The organism is Magnetovibrio sp., from assembly GCF_036568125.1.
Lineage (GTDB): Bacteria > Pseudomonadota > Alphaproteobacteria > Rhodospirillales > Magnetovibrionaceae > Magnetovibrio.
In genome coordinates this window covers 81,516-104,113 of record NZ_DATCTF010000004.1, presented here as the reverse complement: position 1 = coordinate 104,113, position 22,598 = coordinate 81,516, and the positions used below count along the sequence as shown (strand labels likewise).

Below are 22,598 nucleotides of genomic sequence, written 5' to 3'. Positions count from 1 at the left end.
GGCACCGTTGCACAACGGTACCTGCTTGCTTACTTTGTGTGAGCAAAGCCATGTTACAACCCTTAAAACGCGGGATAACTTTCCTCCGCCACCATCGAGAACCGATTTATGACCGATCCACGCCCTTACTATCGTCTGCATATTTTTTGCTGCACCAATGAGCGGCCTGCAAAACATCCGCGCGGATCGTGCGCGGCGTTGGGCTCGGTAAAGCTGCGCGATTATATGAAAGCGCGCGCCAAAGAGCTTGGTCTTGAAGGTGTGCGTGTCAATTCCGCGGGCTGCTTGGACCGGTGCGAACTGGGTCCGGCGGTCGTGGTGTACCCGGAAGGGATCTGGTATTCGATCAAGACATTCGAAGATGTCGACGAAATCCTTATCGACCACATCGAAAAGGGTGGCCGTGTGGATCGCCTGATGCTTCAGCCCGATCAATAAACATAGCAGACAATCTATTTTAACCGCTTGGGATGTCTACGATGACAGGTGACACCATTTACGCACTGGCCAGCGGTACCGGCCGTTCCGGCGTTGCGGTGATCCGCATTTCCGGTGCCGATGCCGGTGCGGCTTTGTGTGCGTTGAGCGGCCGCGACCTGCCTCAGCCGCGTCTGGCCAAACTGGTTCGGCTGCGCGATCCTGGTGATGGGGCGGTGCTGGACGATGCGTTGGTGTTGTGGTTTGCCGCACCAGGCAGCTTCACCGGCGAAGACGTGGTCGAGCTGCACGTGCATGGCGGCCCTGCGGTGGTCGACGGTGTGTTGGCGGCGCTGTCAAGGGTTCAAGGTTTGCGCCTGGCGGAGGCCGGCGAGTTTACCCGCCGCGCGTTTGAAAATGCCAAACTCGATCTCACCCAAGTCGAAGGTCTGGCTGATTTGATCGAGGCCGAAACCGAGGCTCAGAAGAAGCAGGCCCTGCGCCAGTCCGAAGGAGAACTGGGCCGCCTATACGACGGCTGGCGCAATGAATTGGTGCGTGCCTTGGCGCACTTTGAGGCCGAGCTTGATTTTAGCGACGAAGAACTACCCGAGCATTTGCACGCGGCGGTTATGGATCGCGTGCGCGAACTTCACACTCAGTTGTTGGCTCACTTACGCGATGGTCGCAAAGGGGAGCGATTGCGCGAAGGGGTGCGGTTGGCAATCATCGGCCCCCCCAACGCCGGCAAGTCGTCGCTGATGAACGCACTGGCCCGGCGTGATGCGGCGATCGTTTCTGATATTGCCGGGACCACCCGTGATGTGGTTGAGGTCCATTTGAACCTATCAGGCTATCCGCTGCTGGTCGCCGATACGGCGGGGCTCCGTGAAACGGGCGACGCGATCGAACAAGAAGGCGTGCGCCGCGCGCGTTTGTGGGCGGAGGGCGCTGATATTAAATTGGCGGTTTTCGATGCCTTGACCTTGCCGGCCCTCGATCCCACCACGCGTGATCTGTTGGAGAGCGATACGTTGGTTGCGATCAACAAGGCCGAGGTCGCCGCCGTGCCTATCCCCGATACCATCGATGGCCATCCCGTTTGGCCGCTGTCGGTTAAGACAGGGCAGGGGCTTGATGAATTATTGACGCGCCTGGCTGAACTGGTCTCGGTACGATGTCGCGTAAGCACCGATGGTCCCGCGCCGACGCGGGCGCGGCATCGTGAAGCCCTAGTACGTACGGCTGATGCGCTGGAGCGGTTTTTGGTTCGCGACAATGCCCAGCACATTGGGGCTGAATTGGAAGCAGAGGACTTGCGCCTAGCAGCACGTGAGCTGGGGCGCATTACGGGTCGGGTTGATGTGGAAGATTTGCTCGATGTTATTTTTCGCGATTTTTGCATCGGTAAGTGAGTTCCGGTCATACGCTTGAGCGCTGCTTTTATCAGTGCTGTTTCTATGCCGCAATGTTTCACGTGAAACATTCCGCACGCGTGGTTTCACTGCGGGTTTGACTTGACCACCGCGCGCACCTAAGTTCCGCCCCATGAGTGATCGAGATGACATGACCTTTGACGTCGCCGTAATCGGTGGCGGGCACGCCGGCGCGGAAGCGGCGGCGGCTTCTGCGCGCATGGGTGCAAAAACCGTTTTGATCACCCACCGCCTCGACACCATCGGTGAAATGTCGTGCAACCCGGCCATTGGCGGATTGGCGAAAGGTCAGTTGGTCAAGGAGGTCGATGCGCTGGACGGCATCATGGGTCGTGCGGCGGACCGCGGCGGCATTCAGTTTCGCATGCTCAATCGCTCCAAGGGTCCGGCGGTGCGCGGACCGCGCGCCCAGGCCGACCGCAAACTGTATCGTCAGGCCGTTCAGGACTTGTTGAACGAACAAGATAACCTCACCGTGCGTGAGGCCTCGGTCGAAGACATCCTATTGGACGCCGCACACGCGGTGCGCGGGGTCAAGCTGGCGGATGGAGAGACCCTTATCGCCGGTGCGGTGGTTTTGACCACGGGAACTTTTTTGCGCGGCTTGATCCATCTTGGTCCAGAAACTTTTCCCGCTGGCCGTGTCGGTGATCCGCGCGCGGTGGGGCTGGCATATACATTGCGGCGCCTGGGCTTCGCCATGGGCCGGTTGAAGACCGGCACGCCGCCGCGCTTGGATGGCAACACCATCGATTGGTCGAGCCTGCAACCCCAGCCCGGTGATCCGGATCCCGAACCGTTTTCGTTTATGACAAAGGCGATCACCCAGCGCCAAATTGATTGCTACATCACCAACACGACATCGCAGGGTCATGCTCTCATTCGGGCCAATCTGGACCGCAGTCCGATGTATTCGGGTCAGATTGAAAGCACGGGGCCGCGCTACTGTCCCTCGATTGAGGACAAGGTCGTTCGGTTTTCTGATCGCGACAGTCATCAGATCTTTCTTGAACCGGAAGGTTATGACGATCCGACGGTGTATCCCAATGGCATTTCAACCTCGTTGCCGCGGGACGTTCAGTTGGCACTGCTCAAAACCATACCGGGTTTGGAAAACACCCGCATGCTTCAGCCAGGCTATGCGATCGAATACGATTTTGTCGATCCGCGTGAATTGAACCCGTCGCTAGAAACACGCCGGGCACCGGGACTTTTCTTGGCCGGTCAAATCAATGGCACCACGGGTTATGAAGAAGCGGCCGCACAAGGCCTGATGGCTGGCATCAACGCGGCACTCAAAGTCGGGCAGGGGGGTGAGCACTTTGTCCTTGATCGATCAGAAGCATACATCGGCGTGATGATCGACGATCTGGTGACGCTGGGCACCCAAGAGCCTTATCGCATGTTCACGTCGCGCGCCGAGTATCGACTGCGCCTGCGTGCAGACAACGCGGATCGACGGCTGACCGAGCGCGGTATAGCAGTGGGATGTGTGGGTTCACCTCGATCTCAAGCATTTAAGGAAAAGGATCAGCAAATTCGTTCGGCGCTGGACCTGATCGAAATGCTCTCCGCAACCCCGGTCGAGCTTGCCAAGTTTGGCCTAAAGGTCAATCAAGATGGCCAGCGGCGTAGCGCCAAGCAGATGCTGTCCTATCCTGAGGTCACCTGGGATCAGCTTGAACACATTTGGCCCCAAATGGCTGAAGTTGAGGCAAAAGCCAAGGAACAAGCTGAGATCGAGGCTCAATACAGCGTTTATTTAGATCGGCAAGACGCAGATGTGTTGGCCTTTCGTAAAGATGAGGCCTTGGCGCTTCCTTCAGATCTGGATTATGACGCGATCAGCGGTCTGTCCAACGAGGTCCGTGCCAAACTCAAAATTGTTCGACCGGCAACTTTGGGTCAGGCGTCACGCATTTCCGGCGTCACACCGTCAGCGCTGACATTGTTATTATCGTTCGTCCGCCGCACCAAACAACGTAAATCCGCTTAAGTATTTATTTGGGAAAAAGCGGCACAATGTTTCACGTGAAACATTGCCCCATCGAAAGGTCTTCACATGAATGAGGTCGGCAACCCCGCGGTCAGAAGCGCAGCGGAGTTTCAGGCTGCAATAGGAGCATCGGACGATGCGCTGGCGCGGCTGAAAATTTACGCCGAGTTGTTGGTGAAGTGGCAGGCCAAAATCAATCTGGTTGGGCCTGACACGCTGCCCGATTTGTGGCAACGACACATGTTGGACAGCGCACAAATCGCTGTTTTGGTACCGCAGGGTAAAAAAGTTGTGGATTTCGGTAGTGGGGCGGGATTTCCCGGTTTGGTGCTAGCGTGTTTGGATCCGACCCTGGATGTTCATTTGGTCGAAAGTGACCAGCGCAAATGTGCGTTTCTGCGCGAGGTCAACCGGGCTGCGGGCTGCGGGGCTACGGTGCACAACGATCGCATTGAAAATCTCGCTCCCCTGAATGCCGACGTGGTGACGTCGCGCGCTTTGGCTTCGTTGGATAAACTTTTGGCGTTCGCCGAGATGCACAGTTTATCCACAGGGATATACCTGTTTCTCAAGGGTAAACGCTGGTCCGAGGAATTGACCGAGGCTGAAAAAACCTGGAAGATGCGCGTCATTCATCACCCCAGTCGGACCGATCCGGCGGGCATGATCCTTGAGATGAAAGAGTGCATCCGACGTCATGAGCATCTGGAATAAAATGCCCAAGAAAAACATGGGCGGCACCATAGGGGATATCATCAACATGCCCGAGCCGGAAAAAGGCCCACGCATCATCGCTGTCGCCAATCAGAAGGGCGGAGTGGGGAAAACCACCACGGCCATCAATTTGGCCACCGCATTGGCGGCGGTAAAGCAACGCGTGCTGATCATCGATCTCGACCCGCAAGGCAACGCCTCGACCGGTTTGGGCGTTGACCGCAAAAACCGTCGCCTGGATACGTATCGCATGTTGATCGGCGGGGTGCGTCTGAGCGATGCGGTCCAGCATTCCAGTGTGCCGGGGCTCGATATCGTGCCGGCGGGCATGGATTTGTCCGGTGCGGAGCTGGAATTGGTTGGCATGGATGACCGCGAGCACCAGCTGCAAAAGGCCATTGGCGATGGCGCGCAAGACTATGATTATGTCTTGATCGACTGCCCGCCCGCTTTGGGTCTACTGACCTTGAATGCGATGGTCGCATCACAGGCGATTTTGGTCCCGCTGCAATGCGAGTTTTTCGCGCTTGAAGGTTTGAGCCATTTGCTCAAAACCGTCGAACGGGTGAAAAACGTGTTCAATCCGGACCTGGAAATCCAGGGTATCGTACTGACCATGTTTGACAAGCGAAACAAACTATCCGATCAGGTTGCAGCGGACGTGCGCGAGTATTTCGGCGACAAGGTCTATAAAACGGTCATCCCCCGCAACGTACGCGTTTCCGAAGCGCCGTCGCACGGTCGTCCGGTGCTGATGTACGACATGAAATGCGCGGGATCTCAGGCTTACCTGCACTTGGCGGGCGAGGTTCTGCGCCGCGAAGGTCACGTCCGCGTTTAACGCAATATTTAATACAAGACGATCACATTGCGCATGCTTAAGGAAGAGAAGATGGCTGAGAAAAAATTAGGCATGGGCCTGTCCGCCTTGCTGGGACAAGATGAAGCCGATTTTTCGGAAATTCACAGCGGCGAGGGCGCCAAACATATTGCGGTGTCGCATTTGCATCCGGGCAAATATCAGCCGCGCCACAATTTCGGTGATGATCAGCTGCGCGATCTGTCGGAATCCATCCGCGAAAAGGGTGTGTTGCAACCGCTGCTGGTTCGCCCCCATCCTCAGCACGTTGGCGAGTTTGAAATCATCGCCGGCGAACGCCGTTGGCGTGCGGCGCAAATGGCCCAGGTACACGAAGTCCCGGTTATCATCCGCGATTTCGATGACAAAGAAACCCTGGAAGTCGCCTTGGTGGAAAACTTGCAACGCCAAGATCTGTCTGCGCTGGAAGAGGCCGACGGCTATCACCGTTTGATGCATGAATTCAACCACACCCAAGAACAATTGGCGCGCGCCTTGGGCAAAAGCCGCTCGCACGTAGCCAACACTTTGCGTCTGTTGACGTTACCGGGCGAGGTGAAAGATCTGCTTGAAGCTGGGGATCTTTCGGCCGGCCATGCGCGCTGTCTGGTTGGCGTTTCCGGCGCGGCGGATCTCGCCAAAGAGGTGGTGCGCAAGGGCCTCAATGTGCGTCAGACCGAACATCTGGTCAAGGCAGGCGGTGCCGTCGGCGCCAAACCGAAGGCGGCCAAGCCCAGCAAAGACAGCGACACCATTGCCCTGGAACACGACCTCGCCAACCTGCTCGGCCTTAAGGTCGATATCCAAGACAAGGGTGGCCGAGGACAGGTAGTCATCCACTACGAAAGCCTTGAACAGCTGGATGGTATTTTGGCACGCTTGACCCATGGCGGTGGTTCCGACGACGCGTAGAACTGCTAATTTCTTGCCAATCCGAAACATAAAGCACAAAAAATAATCTACATAAGCGGTTGATGGTGACTATCTCTTTGATATTACGCGATGATATCGCCTGGCATTTTTGTGCAATTCATATATCGTAGTGAGACATTGAGGCCGATTGATGTCTCATTATGAATTGTAGTTTGCACAATTAATCTATAGATAGGCTATCTTATTGTTTTTCAATTTTTTTATGAAGTCGGTGGATTCAGGAACGGCGTTGGCCGGCTTTCGCCGCCTGCGCTATCGTCAACATGGCACGTCCGCAAATCGCATCCGCCGGTAAGCCGGTCGTTTTGCAATCAATTTCCGCTTGAGTGAGAATCTCGAAGGCGCGCGATAATTTTTGTTCTGGCCATAGGCCCAATTGCGCGCGAAATGCATCGGCAAGTTTAAAAATGATCGGCGGGCGAAGGGATTTCGTCGCTTGATCGGCAGTGTGTCCCCGCGCCATATGGCCTCGGGCCATATGAAGGCGCTGAAAGTGACGTTCGGCCGCACGCACGAGCTGAACCGCATTGACGCCTTCCGACAACACGCGATTCAGGGATGATTCCAACTTTGCGGTATCGCCACTTGCGGCGCTGTAGATGACGTCGTCAATGCCGCTGGCCGCCGTGTCGCCGATGGCGGCGCGCACATCGTCTTCATGGATCTGACCGGGTCCGCCCATGTAAAGCGCCAGTTTTTCCAGCTCACCGCGCGTGACCGAGCGGTCGGAACCGAGATTTTGAACCAATAAAGACATGGCGTTGCGATCGGCAGTGAGTTCAAAACGATTGAGCGTTTCACGTATCACATCAGGCAGAGAGCGCAGGTCGTCGGCATAACAGGGAATACAGGCGGCGTTTTTTGCGCTCTCGAAGAGTTTTCGTAAAGTGGAGCGTGGATTTAAATCGCCAGCGTCAATCACCACCAGGGCCTCGACTGGGGTGTCGAGCTGCAGAAATGATTTGCATGCCGCCGTGCAGGAATCAGCCGCCTGACGAACGCGAACGATACGTGATCCGCCACCAAACGACATGGATGCGGCCTCATCGGGCAAACGTGCGGGATCGTTTTTGAGATCAGCGCCGTTCAGTTCGACCACGCGAAACGGATCGTTGAGGTCGTCGACTACGGTTTTGGCCAAACGCTGAGCGCGCTCGCGAACCAAACCTTCATCGGGACCAAAAACCAAGATCGCGCGCGCCGTAGGATCGGGAGTGCGCAGAAAACCTTCGATCTTAGCCCCGGAAATTTTCACGGACGAACGGTTCCCGACTTCAATGGCGGCTGATTTTGCCCAGGGCCTTGGAAATAAATGGCCAAACGGGTGCGCAAAGTGTCGGCGACATCCTGAATGGCGCGGTTGCGCGAATCATCCTTAGCCGCCTTGGTGGCGAAGTCGGATGCCAGAATGTTGTAACTGGCGACGGATTTGACGGAACCGGAAGTAAGCGTGGCATGATCAGCGCGGCGCGTGAGAAGATAGTTGGCGGACAAGGTCAAATTTGCGCGGGTGGCGAAGGCATTGCGCTCGACCGCTAACGTAGTGACGGATTCATCAAGTGTGATGACGACGTCATAGGCATGGCTCGACTTGGCACCACGTGGGCTGAGCCGACGCGTCAGTGCCGTGCGCATCATCTGACCTACACGATCAGGGATCGGTTTGACATTGACGCTTTCTAAATGCTGTTGCGCCGCCGGTGCCGAGGTGTTTTGGCCGTAAAGGGGGCGATAACCGCATGCGCTCAGCGCAAGTCCAGCAACAAGCAAGATTGCTGGAGTCGATGTGCGAAATATCTGAGGGTTAAACAACAATGTTCACAATCCTGTTAGGGACGACGATCACTTTTCGTGGTGATTTACCGTCCATGGCGGCGAGGGCCGTGTCTAAGGTCAGGGCAGCGGCTTCGGCATCTGCACTGGGACAATCCTTGGCCAACTCGATGGTGCCGCGCATTTTGCCGTTGACCTGAACCGCGACGGTCACGGTGTCGTCAACCAGAAGGGACTGATCGACGACCGGCCATTCTTCATTGGCGATGAGGTCGGAAAAGCCCAGTCGTTTCCATAATTCTTCGGCTAGGTGCGGCATCATTGGATTGATCAATTTGGCGATGAATTCGAACGCCTCGCGCCGTACCCAGTTCGCTGCGGGGGTATCATTATCAAAGCCTTCGAGCGTATTGGTTAATTCACGAATGCGCGCAACGGCTTTGTTAAAATGGAAATTGTTGAGATCCTGGCTTACGGCGTGGGCGGTTTTGTGCACCAGGCTACGTATCGTAAGCGCAGGACCATCAAGTTCTGCAGGACACACAGTGCCAATATCTGCGATCTTGCTGGCGCCGCCGTCAACCAAACGCCATACGCGGCCGACATATCGCCAAGCACCCTCGACTCCGGCATCGGTCCAGTCCAGGTCGCGGTCTGGCGGGCTGTCGGACAGCATGAACAGCCGCGCGGTGTCCGCGCCGTACGTGCCAATAATCAATTCCGGATCGACAACGTTTTTCTTGGACTTGGACATCTTTTCAGATCGACCCACAGTCACAGTGCTTGAGTCGAGTGCTTGCGCTTCTTCGGGTGTCAACCATTGACCGGTTTGATCTTTATAGGTTTCGTGGCAAATCATGCCTTGTGTCATCAAGCCGGCGAACGGTTCCTTGATATCAAGATATCCGCAGTCCTTGAGCGCACGGGTGAAAAAACGTGAATACAACAGATGGAGTACGGCATGCTCGACACCGCCGATGTATTGGTCCACGGGCAGCCAGTATTCGACGGCACTTTTGCTAAAAGCTTGATCCGATTTCGGGTCGGTGAAACGGGCGTAATACCAAGACGATTCAAAAAAAGTATCGAACGTATCGGTTTCACGAACCGCAGGCTTGCCGCAACTGGGGCAATCAACGTGCTTCCAGGTCGGATGGTGATCGAGCGGGTTGCCGGCATCACCCAGGGTTACGTCATCTGGCAACTCGACCGGTAACTGATCTTCGGGCACGGGAACGGTGCCGCAATCGGCGCAATGAATCACGGGGATCGGGCAACCCCAATAGCGTTGGCGTGAAATGCCCCAATCGCGTAAACGGAATTGAACCGTGCCTTTACCCCGGCCCATATCCTCGAGTTTACGAATGACTGTCGATTTGGCCGTGTTGACATCGAGACCATTGAGAAAATCGGAATTCACCGCAACGCCATCATCGGTGACGGCATCGGTAGAATTGGCGGCAAAATCGGCAAGCCAGTCGGCCTCTTGGTCCGTACCGGCAATGTCCTTGGGTGCCACCACGGGGATCACCGGCAAACCGTATTTTCGGGCAAAGTCCATATCGCGCTGATCATGAGCGGGACAGGCAAAAATCGCCCCGGTGCCATATTCCATGAGGACGAAGTTGGCCACGTAGATGGGCAGGGTATGGCCGTCGATAAATGGATGTTTGACGCTTAGGGGTGTTTTGAAACCCTTTTTCTCGGCACTTTCGATCGCCGCTTCCGAGGTGCCGAGCGCGTTGCAGTCTTTAATAAAGGCATCCAATTCGGGATCGGTTTGCGCCAATTTAAGCGCAACAGGATGATTTGCGGCGATAGCCATGAACGATGCACCGAACAGGGTGTCGGGCCGGGTGGTGTAGATTTCGAGGGTTTCGTCACAATCGGTGCGTTCGAAAAAGACCCGTGCACCCTCGGATCGGCCGATCCAATTTTCCTGCATGATGCGGACCTTTTCAGGCCAGCGATCAAGGGTTTTGAGCTCTTGCAACAGATCGTCGCCGTACTGGGTGACTTTGAGGAACCATTGCGACAGCTGTTTTTTGACCACAGGCGCGCCGGAGCGCCATCCCTTGCCGTCGATGACCTGCTCGTTGGCCAGCACGGTATTTTCAACCGGGTCCCAGTTGACCCAGGATTCCTTCTTATAAGCCAGGCCGGCCTTGAGGAAATCCAAGAACATTTTTTGTTCGTGTTTGTAATATTCCGGCGTGCACGTGGCGATCTCGCGGTCCCAATCATAGGACAAGCCCATGGTTTTGAGCTGCGCCTTCATGGTCGCGATGTTGTGATGGGTCCACTTAGCGGGGTGAGTTTTGTTTTGGATCGCGGCGTTTTCAGCTGGCAACCCAAATGCATCCCAGCCCATGGGGTGCAAGACATTAAAGCCTTGCGCGCGCTTAAACCGCGCCACAACGTCGCCCAGCGTATAGTTACGCACATGGCCCATGTGAATTCGACCCGAAGGATAAGGAAACATTTCGAGGACATAGTACTTTTCGCGGGTGGGGTCTTCGATGACCTTGAATGTACCCTGGTCTTCCCAGGCCTTTTGCCACTTGGCTTCGGTTTCTTTGAAGTTGTAGCGCGACATGGGCGTACGGAGTCCTACTTAACGTGTTGTCGAGTTGATGAGATAAACTGAGACGACAGCCGCTCGATCAGTTTTGCTGAAGGCGTGTTTCGTTGCGCAATTGCCGCGCACGCGTGAGGATGGCATCTTCCAATTTACGGTCAGCGCCTTCTTCCACGGCAGCATCCCGCCAATTGCCTGCGCCATCGTCGACCTGGCGGAAAACGGAAACACGAATGCCATCGGCGCGCAAAGCGCGGCCCAGCACATAGACATTTAGTTTAAAACGTTCCATGGGTGTTTCGACCGGGGCGTACCAATCTGTAATGATCACACCGCCAAAGGGATCGGCGCTGGTCACGGGCATAAAGGCGATGGTGTCCAAACTGGCCCGCCAGAGATAGGAGTTGACGCCGATGCCGCCGCTGCCTGCCGTGCCGGGTTTCTTGGCGTCGTTGCCGAATTGAATACCGCCTTCGCCGAACAGGGTATTGCGCGGGTTGGTTTCTTCATATTGTTTGCCGATTTCACCGACCTGTTTTTTGCGTGGGGTCAAGACTTTACCGCCCTCACATGCACTCAGCGCAATTGAAAGCAGGGCCGTTGAGATGACCGCTAAATGAAAGGTGGTCTTTTTCATATTGTCCATATTCTCCGCAGGCAAAAATATACATGGGCAGTAGCCAAGGGCAACTATACTAACAGTCGTCGCCGCTACGTATCCCATGCACTGTGCATCATCAAGAGGCGAAACAGTCGCCCAATAATACGCGGCTTAGCGTTTGGAGCAACGGGCGAAGTGCGCATCGGTATAGATTTCGCACTCAATTGCAAACATCAGCATAAGACACATGATAATATCGGGCGCGCGCAGGGTTTATATGATGTGTGGCGCAAGGTGTAGCGTGCATGTCACAGAACTGATATAGAATATGGGCCAGTCAAATGGAATTTTAGGTCAGATATTCGAGCGCACAGCTCGTTCTGTTGCATAATTGTCACGCCGACAAACATTTGAAGACATAATGGGTTAGAGTTTCTTGATTTTATGTTCGTAGCAGTACAGCATGCATCATCCATTTGGGGTAAAACGTCTATCGCGACGTGGTGTTTCATGGTTTGTGAACGACCAACACACGAAATAAACGCGATAGGGGAAAAAATCGTATAGGAGAAACCATGAAAAAGATTCTGCTCGGTACCACGGCCGTTATCGCCCTGGGCGCCATGTCCAGCGAAGCTTTCGCTGCTGATAAAATCAAACTGGAACTCGGCGGCTTCATGCGTCACTACGTTGGTCTCACCAACTCTGACGAAGTTGCTTCCACGCGTTCCGACACCTCGCGTGACAAAGACATTTCTCAGTGGTCCAACACCGAGATCTACTTCACCGGCAACACCACCCTCGACAACGGCATCAAAGTTGCCGCTCGCGTCGAAATGGAAGCCGACGGCGCCGTCAGCAAGAACGTTGACCGTTCCTGGTTGACCATCAGCTCCGACGCCATGGGTGCCCTGAGCATCGGTCACCACCCGCACTTCGGTGACGACAACATGGTTCGCGTTCCGAACGCCGGTAACTTCGACTGGGGTGACACGGATCCCTGGGCCGGTGTTGCTACCTCTGCTACCGCTCCGACCGCCGCTTTCGCAACGGTTGCTCCGGACATCTCCGACGCCGGTGGCGACTCCGCTAAGTTGAAGTACACCTCGCCGAACTTCTCCGGCATCACGGTTGGCTTCTCCTACTCGGCTGCTGAAGCTGCTGACGCCTCCAACGCACGTCGCGTTCAAGGTAACACGGCACAAGACGGTTCCACGCTGGGTATCGCTTACTCCGGCGACCTGGGCGGCGCAGCGGTTTCCGCTGACTTGACGCGCATGAACTTCGGTGCAAACGACCAGGACGTGACCCACTTTGGTTTGAACGTCGGCATGGCTGGCTTCACCGTTGGTGGTGGCTACTCCGACTTCAACGACACCCGCACGGGCTCCAACCTGGCTGACGGCGACGCTTGGGAACTCGGCGTTTCCTACGCCACCGGTCCTTACAGCGTTTCCGCTGGCTACATGTCTGCTAAAGACAAAGGCACGGCCGCTGCTGGTAGCGACAAAGACACCAAGTGGAACATCGCTGCGACCTACGACATGGGCGCTGGTGTTGCATTGGCTGCCAACTACTTCCACGCCAAGGCTGACCCGGAAGGCACCGGCACGACCATCGCCACCGGTAAGTCCACGAGCATCAGCGGCTTGATCGCTGGTATCGAAGTCGGCTTCTAATTTGAAGTGACTTGTGGATAGACTACGGAAAGGGCGGCTTCGGCCGCCCTTTCTTTTTGTCTTAACGACATCTAATACAAAGGCTTGGAAATGGGAGTTTGCTTAGTGTCGCATGCTAACGCTCAGTTCTTCCAGGCATCGATGGCGGCAAATCCATAACCTGGACCAAATCGTAGACGTCGAGCATTTAAGAGCGATACACCGCCTAAGGGCACCACGGGTATGGCACTCATTCGGGCCAAAACGGCAAAGCGCAAAATACCTAAAAATTTTGCATTGGGATGACTTCGGGTCGCAAAAACGGGCGAGAGCAAAGCGATATCAGCCCCAGCACGTGCTGCGCGCCACAACGCAAGCCGATTATGTGCGGCTGCGCTCACGATGAATGACGGTTTGCGAAAAACCAAACGCGACTGTCCGCGTCGCGCCACACGTTCGGAGTAATGAACGCCATCAGCTTTGCAGCGGAGCGCAAGCCGCAGATCGTTGGCTATGAGGACCTTAATGCCGCGGATGCGTGCGCGTGGTATGATCCGATATGCAAGGTTTGCCAAAGCATCGTTGTCGTCATGGCGTAAAATGACGCAAGCTCCACGCGGCAGGCGCGCCAGCAGTATCCCTGGATCCGGCAGGCGTTGTATATCGCTCAGCACATAACATAGGGGCAGGGATTTTATGGTTTGTCCGGGGCGCACACAATTGTACCGCGCGCCGAGCTTTGCTAATTTTGCCATAGCGATGTTTGTATCACTCGTTTGCCCGCCAGCCTAGCCGGAGGCTTCTATTAATGTCTTTACCAGCCACAACATTTGATCCCACAACACGCGTAGCTGAAGTTCGGGCGTCTATTGCTGCCGCAGAACGCGCTGCAAACCGTTCGGAAGGTTCAGTACAATTGGTTGCGGTGTCGAAAAATCACGATGAAACACGCATCCGCCCCGTCCTCGAAGCCGGTCAACGTTTGTTTGGGGAAAATCGCGTTCAGGAAGCCGAGGGCAAATGGCCGGCTTTGCGTCAGGACTTTCCGGATGTTGTGTTGCATCTAATAGGTCCGCTGCAAACCAACAAGGTCAAGCATGCCGTGGCAACCTTTGATGTGATTGAAAGCGTTGATCGTGAAAAACTGGCCCGTGCCCTCGCGACAGAATTGAGCCGCGTGGGCAAACACATGGCGGTGTTGGTGCAAATCAATACGGGAGAGGAACCGCAAAAGGCCGGTGTTTTGCCGCAGGATGCAGATGCATTCATACGGTTATGCCGTGAAGAGCTTGGTCTCGATGTGCAGGGATTGATGTGTATTCCGCCGGCGAACGAAGAACCATCTTTACATTTTGCTTTGTTGGGAAAAATCGCGATGCGCAATAACCTGTCTTTATTGAGTATGGGCATGAGTGGCGATTTTGAAACGGCGATCGCTTTCGGCGCCACCCATGTGCGTGTGGGAACGGCCATTTTTGGCGAAAGACCAAAGGCTAACGCAGCTTAGGGCGATTGCGGTGCGGGAATGGTGACGTTGTCGCCTTCATTGCACATCTGTAATAGATCTAAAAGATCTTCGAATTTCAGGGCGATGCAGCCTTCGGTCGGCGCATAGTCCGGTTTGGCAACGTGGATGAATATGGCGCTGCCGCGACCTGCTATTACGGGCTCCGTATTGTAACCAAGCTCAACGACCACATCGTAAACATGATCGTCCCGCCACAATTTTTCGTGGCGCGCCGGGTGGGGTAAGGTGATGAGTCGGTTATAGTCAGGATGGTCCGGATCATCGCACCAGCCCATATCGGGTGAGATTGGATGGCAGGGCAAACCAGATAACGGTCGTGTGGTTCGGTCGGCGCGATAAAAGATACGCCCCATCGTAAACGTGCCGACAGGGGTAGCGCCATCACCCTCACGTTTGTCGCGTTGTAATCCACCCTTTCCAAGCGCGCAGGGGGAATTGTGTCCCAAATAACGTATAAAACCAACGGGGTCGACGATGATTTGCATCTGATACATTACTTTAAGTTTGGCTATGCAATGGCCTCATTGTGACGCTTGGTTTGTTCGCCAAGGTTCTGGCTATTGTCATAGATTCCTGTGGCTTCCTTCAAAGCCTTGTCGGTCCATATGTTTTCCGCCCATCCAACAGCAGTGGCTGTAGCGCCTATGCCCAGTTGTTGCGCGTCTTTGGCGGTGGCGAATGCCTGATAATTTTCAAGGCTTAGAGATGTGCCATAAGGTTTAATGAGAGATTCCGTATCCTGAGCAGCAGCCGTTTCCAGATTTTGAATGCCTGACGGTGCGCTATCACCTTCAAAAAAGGCCATGGCATGGCCGAGTAGATCTTTACCGGTGAGCATTTCAAAAAAAGAGCTCGCCGCACCTGCAGCCAAGCCGACGGGACCGCCAAACAGAAAACCGCCCGCCATGTTTGCGAGTGCACTACTTTCATCGCCGCTCACCGCCCTATAGGCCTGAGAAACACCGGGGATGTGCTGTAACGGATTGACGGTATCAAGCAAGGTATCGAATAGGCTGGTGCCATTCTCGGCAGATAATTGGGGTCTATCGTCACCAATGGCCTTGACGGGTGAGATAGGTGCCTTGGCTAGCTCGCGCGTTGGTTCGCGTAGTGCCAACAGGCTTTCGGTACGATATTGGGATATATCCATATCTTTAGTCCACATTTGTTCACCGCGGACGCACTCTACGTACGACTACATCTAGGCGATGCAAAGTGGATGCCAAGGTAATAATGATTTTATATCAATAGGATATATATTCTTGCGTTGACGAAACTATCACATAGACCGGCAACATCTGCCGTTCGGATTGGTCGTGTGGACGTATTTGCCGGGACCGTTAGAACAGGTGGCCGCCTTTGGCTTTTTTGGTGTGTAGATATTGTTCGTTATGCTTGTTCGAGGGAAACGCATGTGCGACGCGCTCACTCACGGTGATGCCGCATCCCGACAGTGCCGCGACCTTGTCGGGATTGTTGGTCAGCAGTCGAACCTGATTAAGTCCCAGATCCTGAAGCATTTGCGCAGCCGGCAGGTAAACACGTTCGTCGGCATCATAGCCGAGCATTTCGTTAGCATCCAAAGTATCAAGACCGCGATCTTGCAGCGTATAAGCGCGCAATTTGTTGACCAGACCGATGCCGCGCCCTTCTTGAGCTAGATAAAGCAATACGCCCGATCCGCTGGCGCCAATGGCTTGAATCGCGCCGCGCAGTTGATCGCCGCAATCGCAGCGCAACGAACCCAGAAGATCGCCGGTAAAACACTCACTGTGAATACGAACCAAAGCCGGTTCGCCTGGCTGGGGCTCACCGATAACGATGGCGAGATGTTCAAGACCACCATCTTGCGGTCGATAGGCGATGATACGGGTGTGTTCGGCGTCTTCAAGCGGCACCCGTGCCTCAGAAACCCGCGTGAGCGTGCGCGCAGCCGTACGCTCGTATTGAAAAATGTCGCCGGCATCGACCAGAGCCAAATTGCGCCGCGCAGCCCATCCCGCTAGGTCCTTGCTGTCGGGATCTTCGATGGTGGCGACCAGAGCGGCGGGTAACAGGCGCGCGATCTTAGCCAGACCCACGGCCGCGGTGTGCGGGCCGTGTTTGTCAACGTCATGGACAGTTGTGCGCTCGAGCTCAGCAGTGGGCGCTTCGGTGAGCGGGTCGGCCAAGCGTAAAACCGCCTCGGCATCCAAACCGCCGGATAAGCTGAGCGCTAGAACGGTACCTGCATCGGCATCAGATTTATCAGTCAAACCGAGGACTTCCGCGCGTCGTCGCGTGATGCTTAGATCAGGAAGGCTTGCAGCGAGATTGGTTAAGTCCGTGAGACTTTGCGGGCTTGCCCCTTCGGCGGCCATGACCAGCGCACGCGCGCCGTTTGCCGCTGCGATGACGACAACGCGGCCACGGCGCAGTTCGAACACAGCGCGATCGACACTCAGCAGCGACGCGGGCTGCCGCGTGGCTGGCATGGTCAAAAGGTGTTGGCGATGGGGCATTGGAAAGTCAGGACCTCATTGGGGCGGTATTATGTTTGTGCCATACTATTGCACAGGTCTGAGCTGGACATTACCCCAAGGCGTAGAGGTAAGAAAAGAGCGAATGCGGCAAAGTGCGTTATTGTCGGGCCCCCTCAAGCACCCGATATACTATCTAAGATCATTGACATGCAGTGTAAGCGAGATACCGACATGACAGACGGCAAGCGCATCCTGATTATCGACGATGATGAAATTCTGACCGAGATGCTTTGCGAGCAACTGGTACAGATGGAGGGGTTTAAATGCGTATGCGTGCACAGCGGTAAAGATGGTTTGGAAGCAGCGAAAAACGCGTACTTCGATCTGGTGGTGCTCGATGTCGAACTCCCCGATATCAGTGGTCGTGAAACATGTCGGCAATTGCGGGCCCAAGGTATGATGGCGCCGATCATTATGCTCACCGCTTCCGCCAGTGACAGCGATACCATTCGTGGCCTCGATGCAGGGGCCACCGATTATGTTACCAAGCCGTTCAAGCTGGGCGTTTTGCTTGCGCGTATGCGTGCTCATATTCGTCAGTTCGAACAGAGCGATGATGCGGTGTTGAGCATCGGACCGTTTGCGTTTTGTCCGGGAAGCAAATTGCTTAAGGTTGACGGTGAAGGGGGTTCACAAGCCGTGGCTCACCCCATTCGTCTAACGGATAAAGAGGCTCAAATATTGAAATTTCTTTATCTTCACGGTGAGCGGGTGGTTGGCCGGGATGAGCTATTGGATGAGGTTTGGGGTTATAACGAGGGCGTAACGACCCACACGCTGGAGACGCACGTCTACCGGTTGCGTCAGAAAATGGAGGCAGACCCCTCTCACGCGGAAATTCTGGTGACAGAGCCGGGTGGGTATCGATTGATACCGTGATTAGATTAGGGCTCCTGCACTCAACTCTGAAACACCAAAGCGCACAAACACAAAAGCCCGGCCAGGGGGGCGACCGGGCTTTTGCTCTTTTAAAGAGCCGTTGTGGACTTAAGGGGGAATCACACAACGACGCGTCGATGCCTTGCGCATCGGCCTTAAGTTAAATATGGGAACGAGAAGGCGGTTTTGCCAGGGTTGCGCAGGTCAATCTTGTTTGCGCGGCAAGATGCGATTTTCGACCTTGAACAACTCTTCGTTCAGGGCTTCGCCGAAGGTCGGGCCTAACAACGAAACTGTGGTGGTGATTCCCTGGGCATCGACCACCGACCATTTTTTTAACGCCAGCGGTGCGGTGGCGAACACCAATGTCAGGCTGCCTTCCATCGGGTCTTCACTGCGCTGCAACGTAAGGCGCAGCGCACCTTTTTCATGCTCGAAATTGGTGATCAACAGATCGTCGCCAAAAAAATTCACGGTTTCGCCGATGAACATCGAGGCAGGCAAGGTCGATAAAGGCACGTAGCTGATTTGATCGAGCTCTTCATCTTTGTACATGACCAAATTGCCATCGGACACGATCAACACCGGTACCGGCGGATCATAGTCGATACGCATGCGCCCTGGGCGGGACAACATAAATTCGCCCTGTGCGAAATTTCCTTGATTTGTGACCTGCATGAATCGCGCGCGTAGCGTCGAAATAGCGTTTAGGTAAGTTTGTACCTGCTCGACCGAATCGATTTGGCTATCGTTTAAGCCGATGGCGTCCTTAGCATTGGCAGATTTTGGCAACACCAGTGCCGCCGCGGCAAATGCGACGGCTACAGCCAAAAGGGCGCCGACAACGCGCTTGAGCGGGAACGGCCGATTGGGGATTCCAGGTATTTCCGGTTTGGTATCGTGTGGTGACGCTTTAGGCTGCGCTGACATCGCCGATAAGGACCTCTCGCCGTCCGACGCGATTGGCCTTGCTAACCACGCCTTCGGCTTCCATGCGTTCAATGATGCGCGCGGCGCGATTGTATCCGATCTGCAAGTGGCGTTGGACGAAGCTGGTTGAAGCCTTGCCTTCTCTTGCGACCAGCGCGACGGCTTGATCGTACAGGGCATCATCCTGCGTGCCGCCACCGGCGATCGGCAGGTCGCCGGGGCCGCTGATTTGTTCTTCAGTCACGGATTCAATGTATTCAGGCGCGCCTTGATCTTTGAGGTGCAGCACCACGTCTTCCACTTCTTCATCGGATACGAACGGCGCATGCACGCGCGTGATGCGTCCGCCGCCCGCCATATACAGCATATCGCCTTGGCCGAGAAGCTGTTCCGCGCCTTGTTCGCCCAAAATGGTGCGGGAATCGATCTTCGACGTTACCTGGAAACTGATGCGGGTCGGGAAATTGGCCTTGATGGTGCCTGTGATGACGTCGACCGACGGACGCTGAGTGGCCATAATCAGGTGGATACCCGCGGCGCGCGCCATTTGCGCCAGACGTTGGATGGCCGCTTCGACATCTTTGCCCGCGACCAGCATCAAATCAGCCATTTCATCGACGATTACGACAATGTAAGGCAGTGGATCCATGGACAGCGGCTGATCTTCGTTCACAGGTTTGCCATCGGCGTCGAAACCGGTCTGCACGGTGCGCATGATGACTTCGCCGCGTTTGTTGGCTTCGGCCAGGCGTTGGTTGTAACCGGTGATGTTGCGCACGCCCATCTGGCTCATTAGGCGGTAGCGGTCTTCCATTTCGCGTACCGCCCATTTCAGCGCCACCACCGCTTTACCGGGTTCGGTGACCACCGGGCTGAGTAAATGGGGTATGCCGTCGTAAACGCTGAGTTCCAGCATCTTCGGATCAATCATGATGAAGCGGCATTGATCGGGCGAATATTGATACAACAACGAGCAAATCATCGCGTTGATACCCACCGATTTACCGGACCCGGTGGTGCCTGCGACCAAAAGATGGGGCATGCGCGCCAGATCAACGGTTACCGGGTGACCGCCAATGTCTTTGCCCAGCGCGAGATTGAGTGCACCCTTGGCCTTTTCGAAGTCTTGGGAGGCGATCAATTCGCGCAAGTGAACCATTTCGCGGCTTTGGTTCGGCATTTCGATGCCGATGACGTTTCGTCCTGGCACCGTTGCGACACGCACCGATACGGCGCTCATGGAACGCGCAATATCGTCGGAAAGACCAATGACCCGCGAGGTTTTAGTGCCTGGCGCGGGTTCCAATTCGTACAGCGTGACCACCGGACCGGGACGGACCTTTACGATTTCGCCTTTGACGCCAAAATCTTCCAACACGCTGGACAGCATGATGGCGTTTTGTTCCAACGCTTCCTTGCTGTGTTGGTGGCTGTTGTTGCTGGGTTCGGGCGCGTCCAAAATATCCAGTGGCGGTAGCTGGTAATCGCTGTTGAGGCCCAGATCCAAGGTTCGCTGGCGTTCAGCCTGGGCTTTACGCCCCGGTTTCACCCGTCCCGCGTTGCTTTCGACCAAGCCTTTAACGTTGGGTTTGGCTTTGGATTTTTGCGTTGTGCCAGAAGCGCGACGCGTGCGGGCTTTTGCGACACTTTGCTCACCCGCAGCGCTCAGCTCCAAGTCGTCGAGACCATCATCGTCAATGGCGTTGCGTGACCAAGGCATACGCCCAACCGTATGGCGGACCGCTTTAAGCAAAAGTGCGCCGACTTTATGATTTGCCCGCGCAAGCAAGCGGCCCATGGCTTTCCAGTCCGATGCCGGCAGCGCCAGAGACCAGATGAAAGCCGCAATCGCGGGTACCGCCGACACCGCAGCGACGAGAACGGCGTTCAAGCCCGTGCGCGGTGAACCGAGCGTGTGCAACAAATCGGCGAGACGCTCTAAAAGCACCGCGCCGCTAACGCCGCCAAGCCCGGTGGCCAGCGGCCAACTGGCGAAAGGATAAAGAATGGCGAATGATATGGCCGCCAGAACCGTAGCCGTAAGCGCACACGTAACGCGCAGCCACAACTGACTGATGCCGATTTTGCGTACCAGCAAAATACCCCAGGCCAATACGGCCAACGCTGGCGCAACGGCGGCAAGGCCAAAGGTCTGCATTGACAGGTCGGCAATCATCGCACCCGAAGCGCCCAACAAATTTTGAACAGGACCGTCTGCGGCGGCATTCAACGAGGGGTCCGTTGGTGCGTATGAAATCAATGCAGTGAAATAGCCTGCGGCCAAGACAACAAGAAACACGCCGGCGAGCTCACTCACCCGGCGGGCAAAAAAGGCCGAACTTCCTTCCGGCAGAAGGGGTCCGGACCCCATTTTGTCGGTCAACCAAGCCATAGCTTTTTGTACACCGTGAGGCTTTATAAGACCTTAACAACGAACCCTCATGGTGGGGGTTAAATGCGTCGAGCATAAGGCAGAAAAAAGGGCCGACAACCATGGTCATCGGCCCTTTGGTCTATTTGTTGAGGAATATTGGGGTGTTAGGCATGCGTGTCCTCTTCGGGATAAGCGCTGATATGGTGCAGGCTCAAATCCGCGCCGCGGAATTCATCTTCGGGATCCAAGCGTATGCCGATAGCGGCTTTGAGCGCACCGTAGACCAGAAATCCGCCCGCCAATGCGAAGGCAACACCACTCAACGAGCCGATCAACTGGCCCAGGAACGTCACGCCGCCAAGGCCACCCAAGGCTTCGAGACCGAAAATTCCGGTCGCAAGGCCACCCCACAAACCGCACATGCCATGTAATGGCCACACACCGAGCACGTCGTCGATCTTCCATTTTTCTTGGCATTGGTTGAAGCCCCATACGAATAGGGCGCCAGCCGCAGAGCCGACCACCAATGCGCCCAGCGGGTGCATAATGTCGGAGCCTGCGCACACCGCGACCAAACCGGCCAGAGCACCGTTGTGAATGAAACCAGGATCGTTTTTGCCCGCAATCACTGCGGCCAGGGTACCGCCAACCATCGCCATCAGTGAATTGATGGCCACCAGACCGGTAACACCCTCGACCGATTGGGCGCTCATGACGTTGAAACCGAACCAACCGACCACCAAAATCCAAGAGCCCAAGGCCAGAAACGGAATATTCGACGGCGGGATGCCGACCAAACGTCCATCTTTTTTATAACGACCCTGACGGGCGCCGAGCATCACCACAGCGCCCAGGGCAAGCCAGCCGCCGACCGCATGAACGACAATGGAGCCGGCGAAGTCATGGAACGGCGCACCGGCGATACTTTCCACCAAGTCTTGAAAGCCGAGGCGCGAGCCCCACACCATGCCTTCGAATGCAGGATAAACGAACGCCACCAGCATCGCGGTGGCGATCAGTTGCGGCCAAAAGCGCGCGCGCTCGGCGATCCCGCCGGAAATGATCGCCGGGATGGCAGCGGCGAAGGTCAACAGAAAGAAGAACTTAACCAAATCGTAGCCGTTGGCGGCGAAGCTGACACCGTCACCGGGAACGCTGCCGGTCAATACGGCCGCGGAAGAGAAAAAATTCACCCCGTATGCAACCGAATACCCAATAAAAAAATATGCGATGGTCGACATCGCGAAATCGGTGATGATTTTGACCAGCGCATTGACTTGGTTTTTGCGCCGCACGGTTCCCACTTCAAGAAAAGCAAAACCGGCGTGCATGGCCAGCACCATGGCCGCGCCCATAAGCACGAAAAAGACGTCCATACCCACTTGCATGGCGATAAATCC

20 protein-coding genes are annotated in these 22,598 nt (G+C 55.5%); 9 read left to right on the top strand and 11 right to left on the bottom strand.

Going from position 1 to position 22,598, the window contains the following annotated elements:
- Positions 1-108: 108 nt before the first annotated feature.
- The 6 genes from VIN96_RS00920 to VIN96_RS00895 all read left to right on the top strand — a co-directional run bounded on the left by VIN96_RS00920 (position 109) and on the right by VIN96_RS00895 (position 6,334).
- Positions 109-438 carry a (2Fe-2S) ferredoxin domain-containing protein gene (locus VIN96_RS00920; protein WP_331893533.1) on the top strand — a complete coding sequence of 110 codons (330 nt, stop codon included), beginning with the start codon at positions 109-111 and terminating at the stop codon, positions 436-438.
- Between the two features lie 41 nt (positions 439-479).
- A complete protein-coding gene (mnmE, locus tag VIN96_RS00915; RefSeq protein WP_331893532.1) occupies positions 480-1,832 on the top strand; it encodes a tRNA uridine-5-carboxymethylaminomethyl(34) synthesis GTPase MnmE in 1,353 nt (450 codons plus the stop codon).
- A gap of 133 nt (positions 1,833-1,965) precedes the next feature.
- The gene (mnmG, locus tag VIN96_RS00910) at positions 1,966-3,849 is read left to right on the top strand and encodes a tRNA uridine-5-carboxymethylaminomethyl(34) synthesis enzyme MnmG (protein ID WP_331893531.1); all 1,884 of its coding nucleotides are present in this window, start codon (positions 1,966-1,968) and stop codon (positions 3,847-3,849) included.
- A 66-nt stretch (positions 3,850-3,915) separates the two neighbouring features.
- Complete coding sequence (gene rsmG, locus VIN96_RS00905; protein WP_331893530.1) at positions 3,916-4,563, top strand: 16S rRNA (guanine(527)-N(7))-methyltransferase RsmG; 648 nt, start codon at positions 3,916-3,918, stop codon at positions 4,561-4,563.
- Between the two features lie 46 nt (positions 4,564-4,609).
- A complete protein-coding gene (locus tag VIN96_RS00900) occupies positions 4,610-5,404 on the top strand; it encodes a ParA family protein (protein WP_331893719.1) in 795 nt (264 codons plus the stop codon).
- 51 nt (positions 5,405-5,455) lie between these two features.
- Complete coding sequence (locus VIN96_RS00895) at positions 5,456-6,334, top strand: ParB/RepB/Spo0J family partition protein (RefSeq protein WP_331893529.1); 879 nt, start codon at positions 5,456-5,458, stop codon at positions 6,332-6,334.
- Positions 6,335-6,572: 238 nt separating this feature from the next.
- Here VIN96_RS00895 and holA read toward each other — a convergent pair whose 3' ends face one another.
- From holA to VIN96_RS00875, 4 genes are all read right to left on the bottom strand, one after another.
- Positions 6,573-7,610 carry a DNA polymerase III subunit delta gene (holA, locus tag VIN96_RS00890; RefSeq protein ID WP_331893528.1) on the bottom strand — a complete coding sequence of 346 codons (1,038 nt, stop codon included), beginning with the start codon at positions 7,608-7,610 and terminating at the stop codon, positions 6,573-6,575.
- On the bottom strand, positions 7,607-8,125 hold the full coding sequence (gene lptE / locus VIN96_RS00885; RefSeq protein WP_331893527.1) for an LPS assembly lipoprotein LptE: 519 nt from the start codon (positions 8,123-8,125) through the stop codon (positions 7,607-7,609). The genes holA and lptE overlap by 4 nt, the downstream gene beginning before the upstream one ends.
- A 34-nt stretch (positions 8,126-8,159) precedes the next feature.
- Positions 8,160-10,724, bottom strand: a complete 2,565-nt coding sequence (leuS, locus tag VIN96_RS00880) for a leucine--tRNA ligase (RefSeq protein ID WP_331893526.1) — start codon at positions 10,722-10,724, stop codon at positions 8,160-8,162.
- 67 nt (positions 10,725-10,791) lie between these two features.
- The gene (locus VIN96_RS00875; RefSeq protein ID WP_331893525.1) at positions 10,792-11,259 is read right to left on the bottom strand and encodes a DUF3576 domain-containing protein; all 468 of its coding nucleotides are present in this window, start codon (positions 11,257-11,259) and stop codon (positions 10,792-10,794) included.
- A 623-nt stretch (positions 11,260-11,882) separates the two neighbouring features.
- Here VIN96_RS00875 and VIN96_RS00870 point away from each other — a divergent pair.
- Complete coding sequence (locus tag VIN96_RS00870) at positions 11,883-12,986, top strand: porin (RefSeq protein ID WP_331893524.1); 1,104 nt, start codon at positions 11,883-11,885, stop codon at positions 12,984-12,986.
- 122 nt (positions 12,987-13,108) lie between these two features.
- On the opposite strand, the gene VIN96_RS00865 is transcribed toward VIN96_RS00870, so the two are convergent.
- Positions 13,109-13,720, bottom strand: a complete 612-nt coding sequence (locus VIN96_RS00865; protein WP_331893523.1) for a thiamine phosphate synthase — start codon at positions 13,718-13,720, stop codon at positions 13,109-13,111.
- Positions 13,721-13,773: 53 nt separating this feature from the next.
- Between VIN96_RS00865 and VIN96_RS00860 the strand changes: the two genes are divergently transcribed.
- Positions 13,774-14,472 (top strand): YggS family pyridoxal phosphate-dependent enzyme, encoded by a 699-nt coding sequence (locus VIN96_RS00860; RefSeq protein WP_331893522.1) that lies wholly within the window; start codon positions 13,774-13,776, stop codon positions 14,470-14,472.
- Here VIN96_RS00860 and VIN96_RS00855 read toward each other — a convergent pair.
- The 3 genes from VIN96_RS00855 to ribA all read right to left on the bottom strand — a co-directional run bounded on the left by VIN96_RS00855 (position 14,469) and on the right by ribA (position 16,994).
- A complete protein-coding gene (locus VIN96_RS00855; protein ID WP_331893521.1) occupies positions 14,469-14,978 on the bottom strand; it encodes a L,D-transpeptidase family protein in 510 nt (169 codons plus the stop codon). The genes VIN96_RS00860 and VIN96_RS00855 overlap by 4 nt on opposite strands.
- 23 nt (positions 14,979-15,001) lie before the next feature.
- Positions 15,002-15,643: a hypothetical protein gene (locus tag VIN96_RS00850; protein WP_331893520.1), complete on the bottom strand. Its 642-nt coding sequence runs from the start codon at positions 15,641-15,643 to the stop codon at positions 15,002-15,004.
- Between the two features lie 190 nt (positions 15,644-15,833).
- Entirely contained in the window at positions 15,834-16,994 is a 1,161-nt protein-coding gene (gene ribA, locus VIN96_RS00845; RefSeq protein WP_331893519.1) for a GTP cyclohydrolase II, read from the bottom strand.
- 192 nt (positions 16,995-17,186) lie between these two features.
- On the opposite strand from ribA, the gene VIN96_RS00840 reads away from it, so the two are divergent.
- Entirely contained in the window at positions 17,187-17,894 is a 708-nt protein-coding gene (locus tag VIN96_RS00840; protein WP_331893518.1) for a response regulator transcription factor, read from the top strand.
- A 204-nt stretch (positions 17,895-18,098) separates the two neighbouring features.
- Here VIN96_RS00840 and VIN96_RS00835 read toward each other — a convergent pair whose 3' ends face one another.
- From VIN96_RS00835 to VIN96_RS00825, 3 genes are all read right to left on the bottom strand, one after another.
- On the bottom strand, positions 18,099-18,824 hold the full coding sequence (locus VIN96_RS00835) for an outer membrane lipoprotein carrier protein LolA (RefSeq protein ID WP_331893517.1): 726 nt from the start codon (positions 18,822-18,824) through the stop codon (positions 18,099-18,101).
- Positions 18,808-21,216: a DNA translocase FtsK gene (locus VIN96_RS00830; RefSeq protein ID WP_331893516.1), complete on the bottom strand. Its 2,409-nt coding sequence runs from the start codon at positions 21,214-21,216 to the stop codon at positions 18,808-18,810. Before VIN96_RS00830 ends, VIN96_RS00835 begins: the two co-directional genes overlap by 17 nt.
- Before the next feature lie 146 nt (positions 21,217-21,362).
- Positions 21,363-22,586, bottom strand: coding sequence for an ammonium transporter (locus tag VIN96_RS00825; RefSeq protein WP_331893515.1), 1,224 nt, complete (start codon positions 22,584-22,586; stop codon positions 21,363-21,365).
- Between the last annotated feature and the right edge of the window lie 12 nt (positions 22,587-22,598).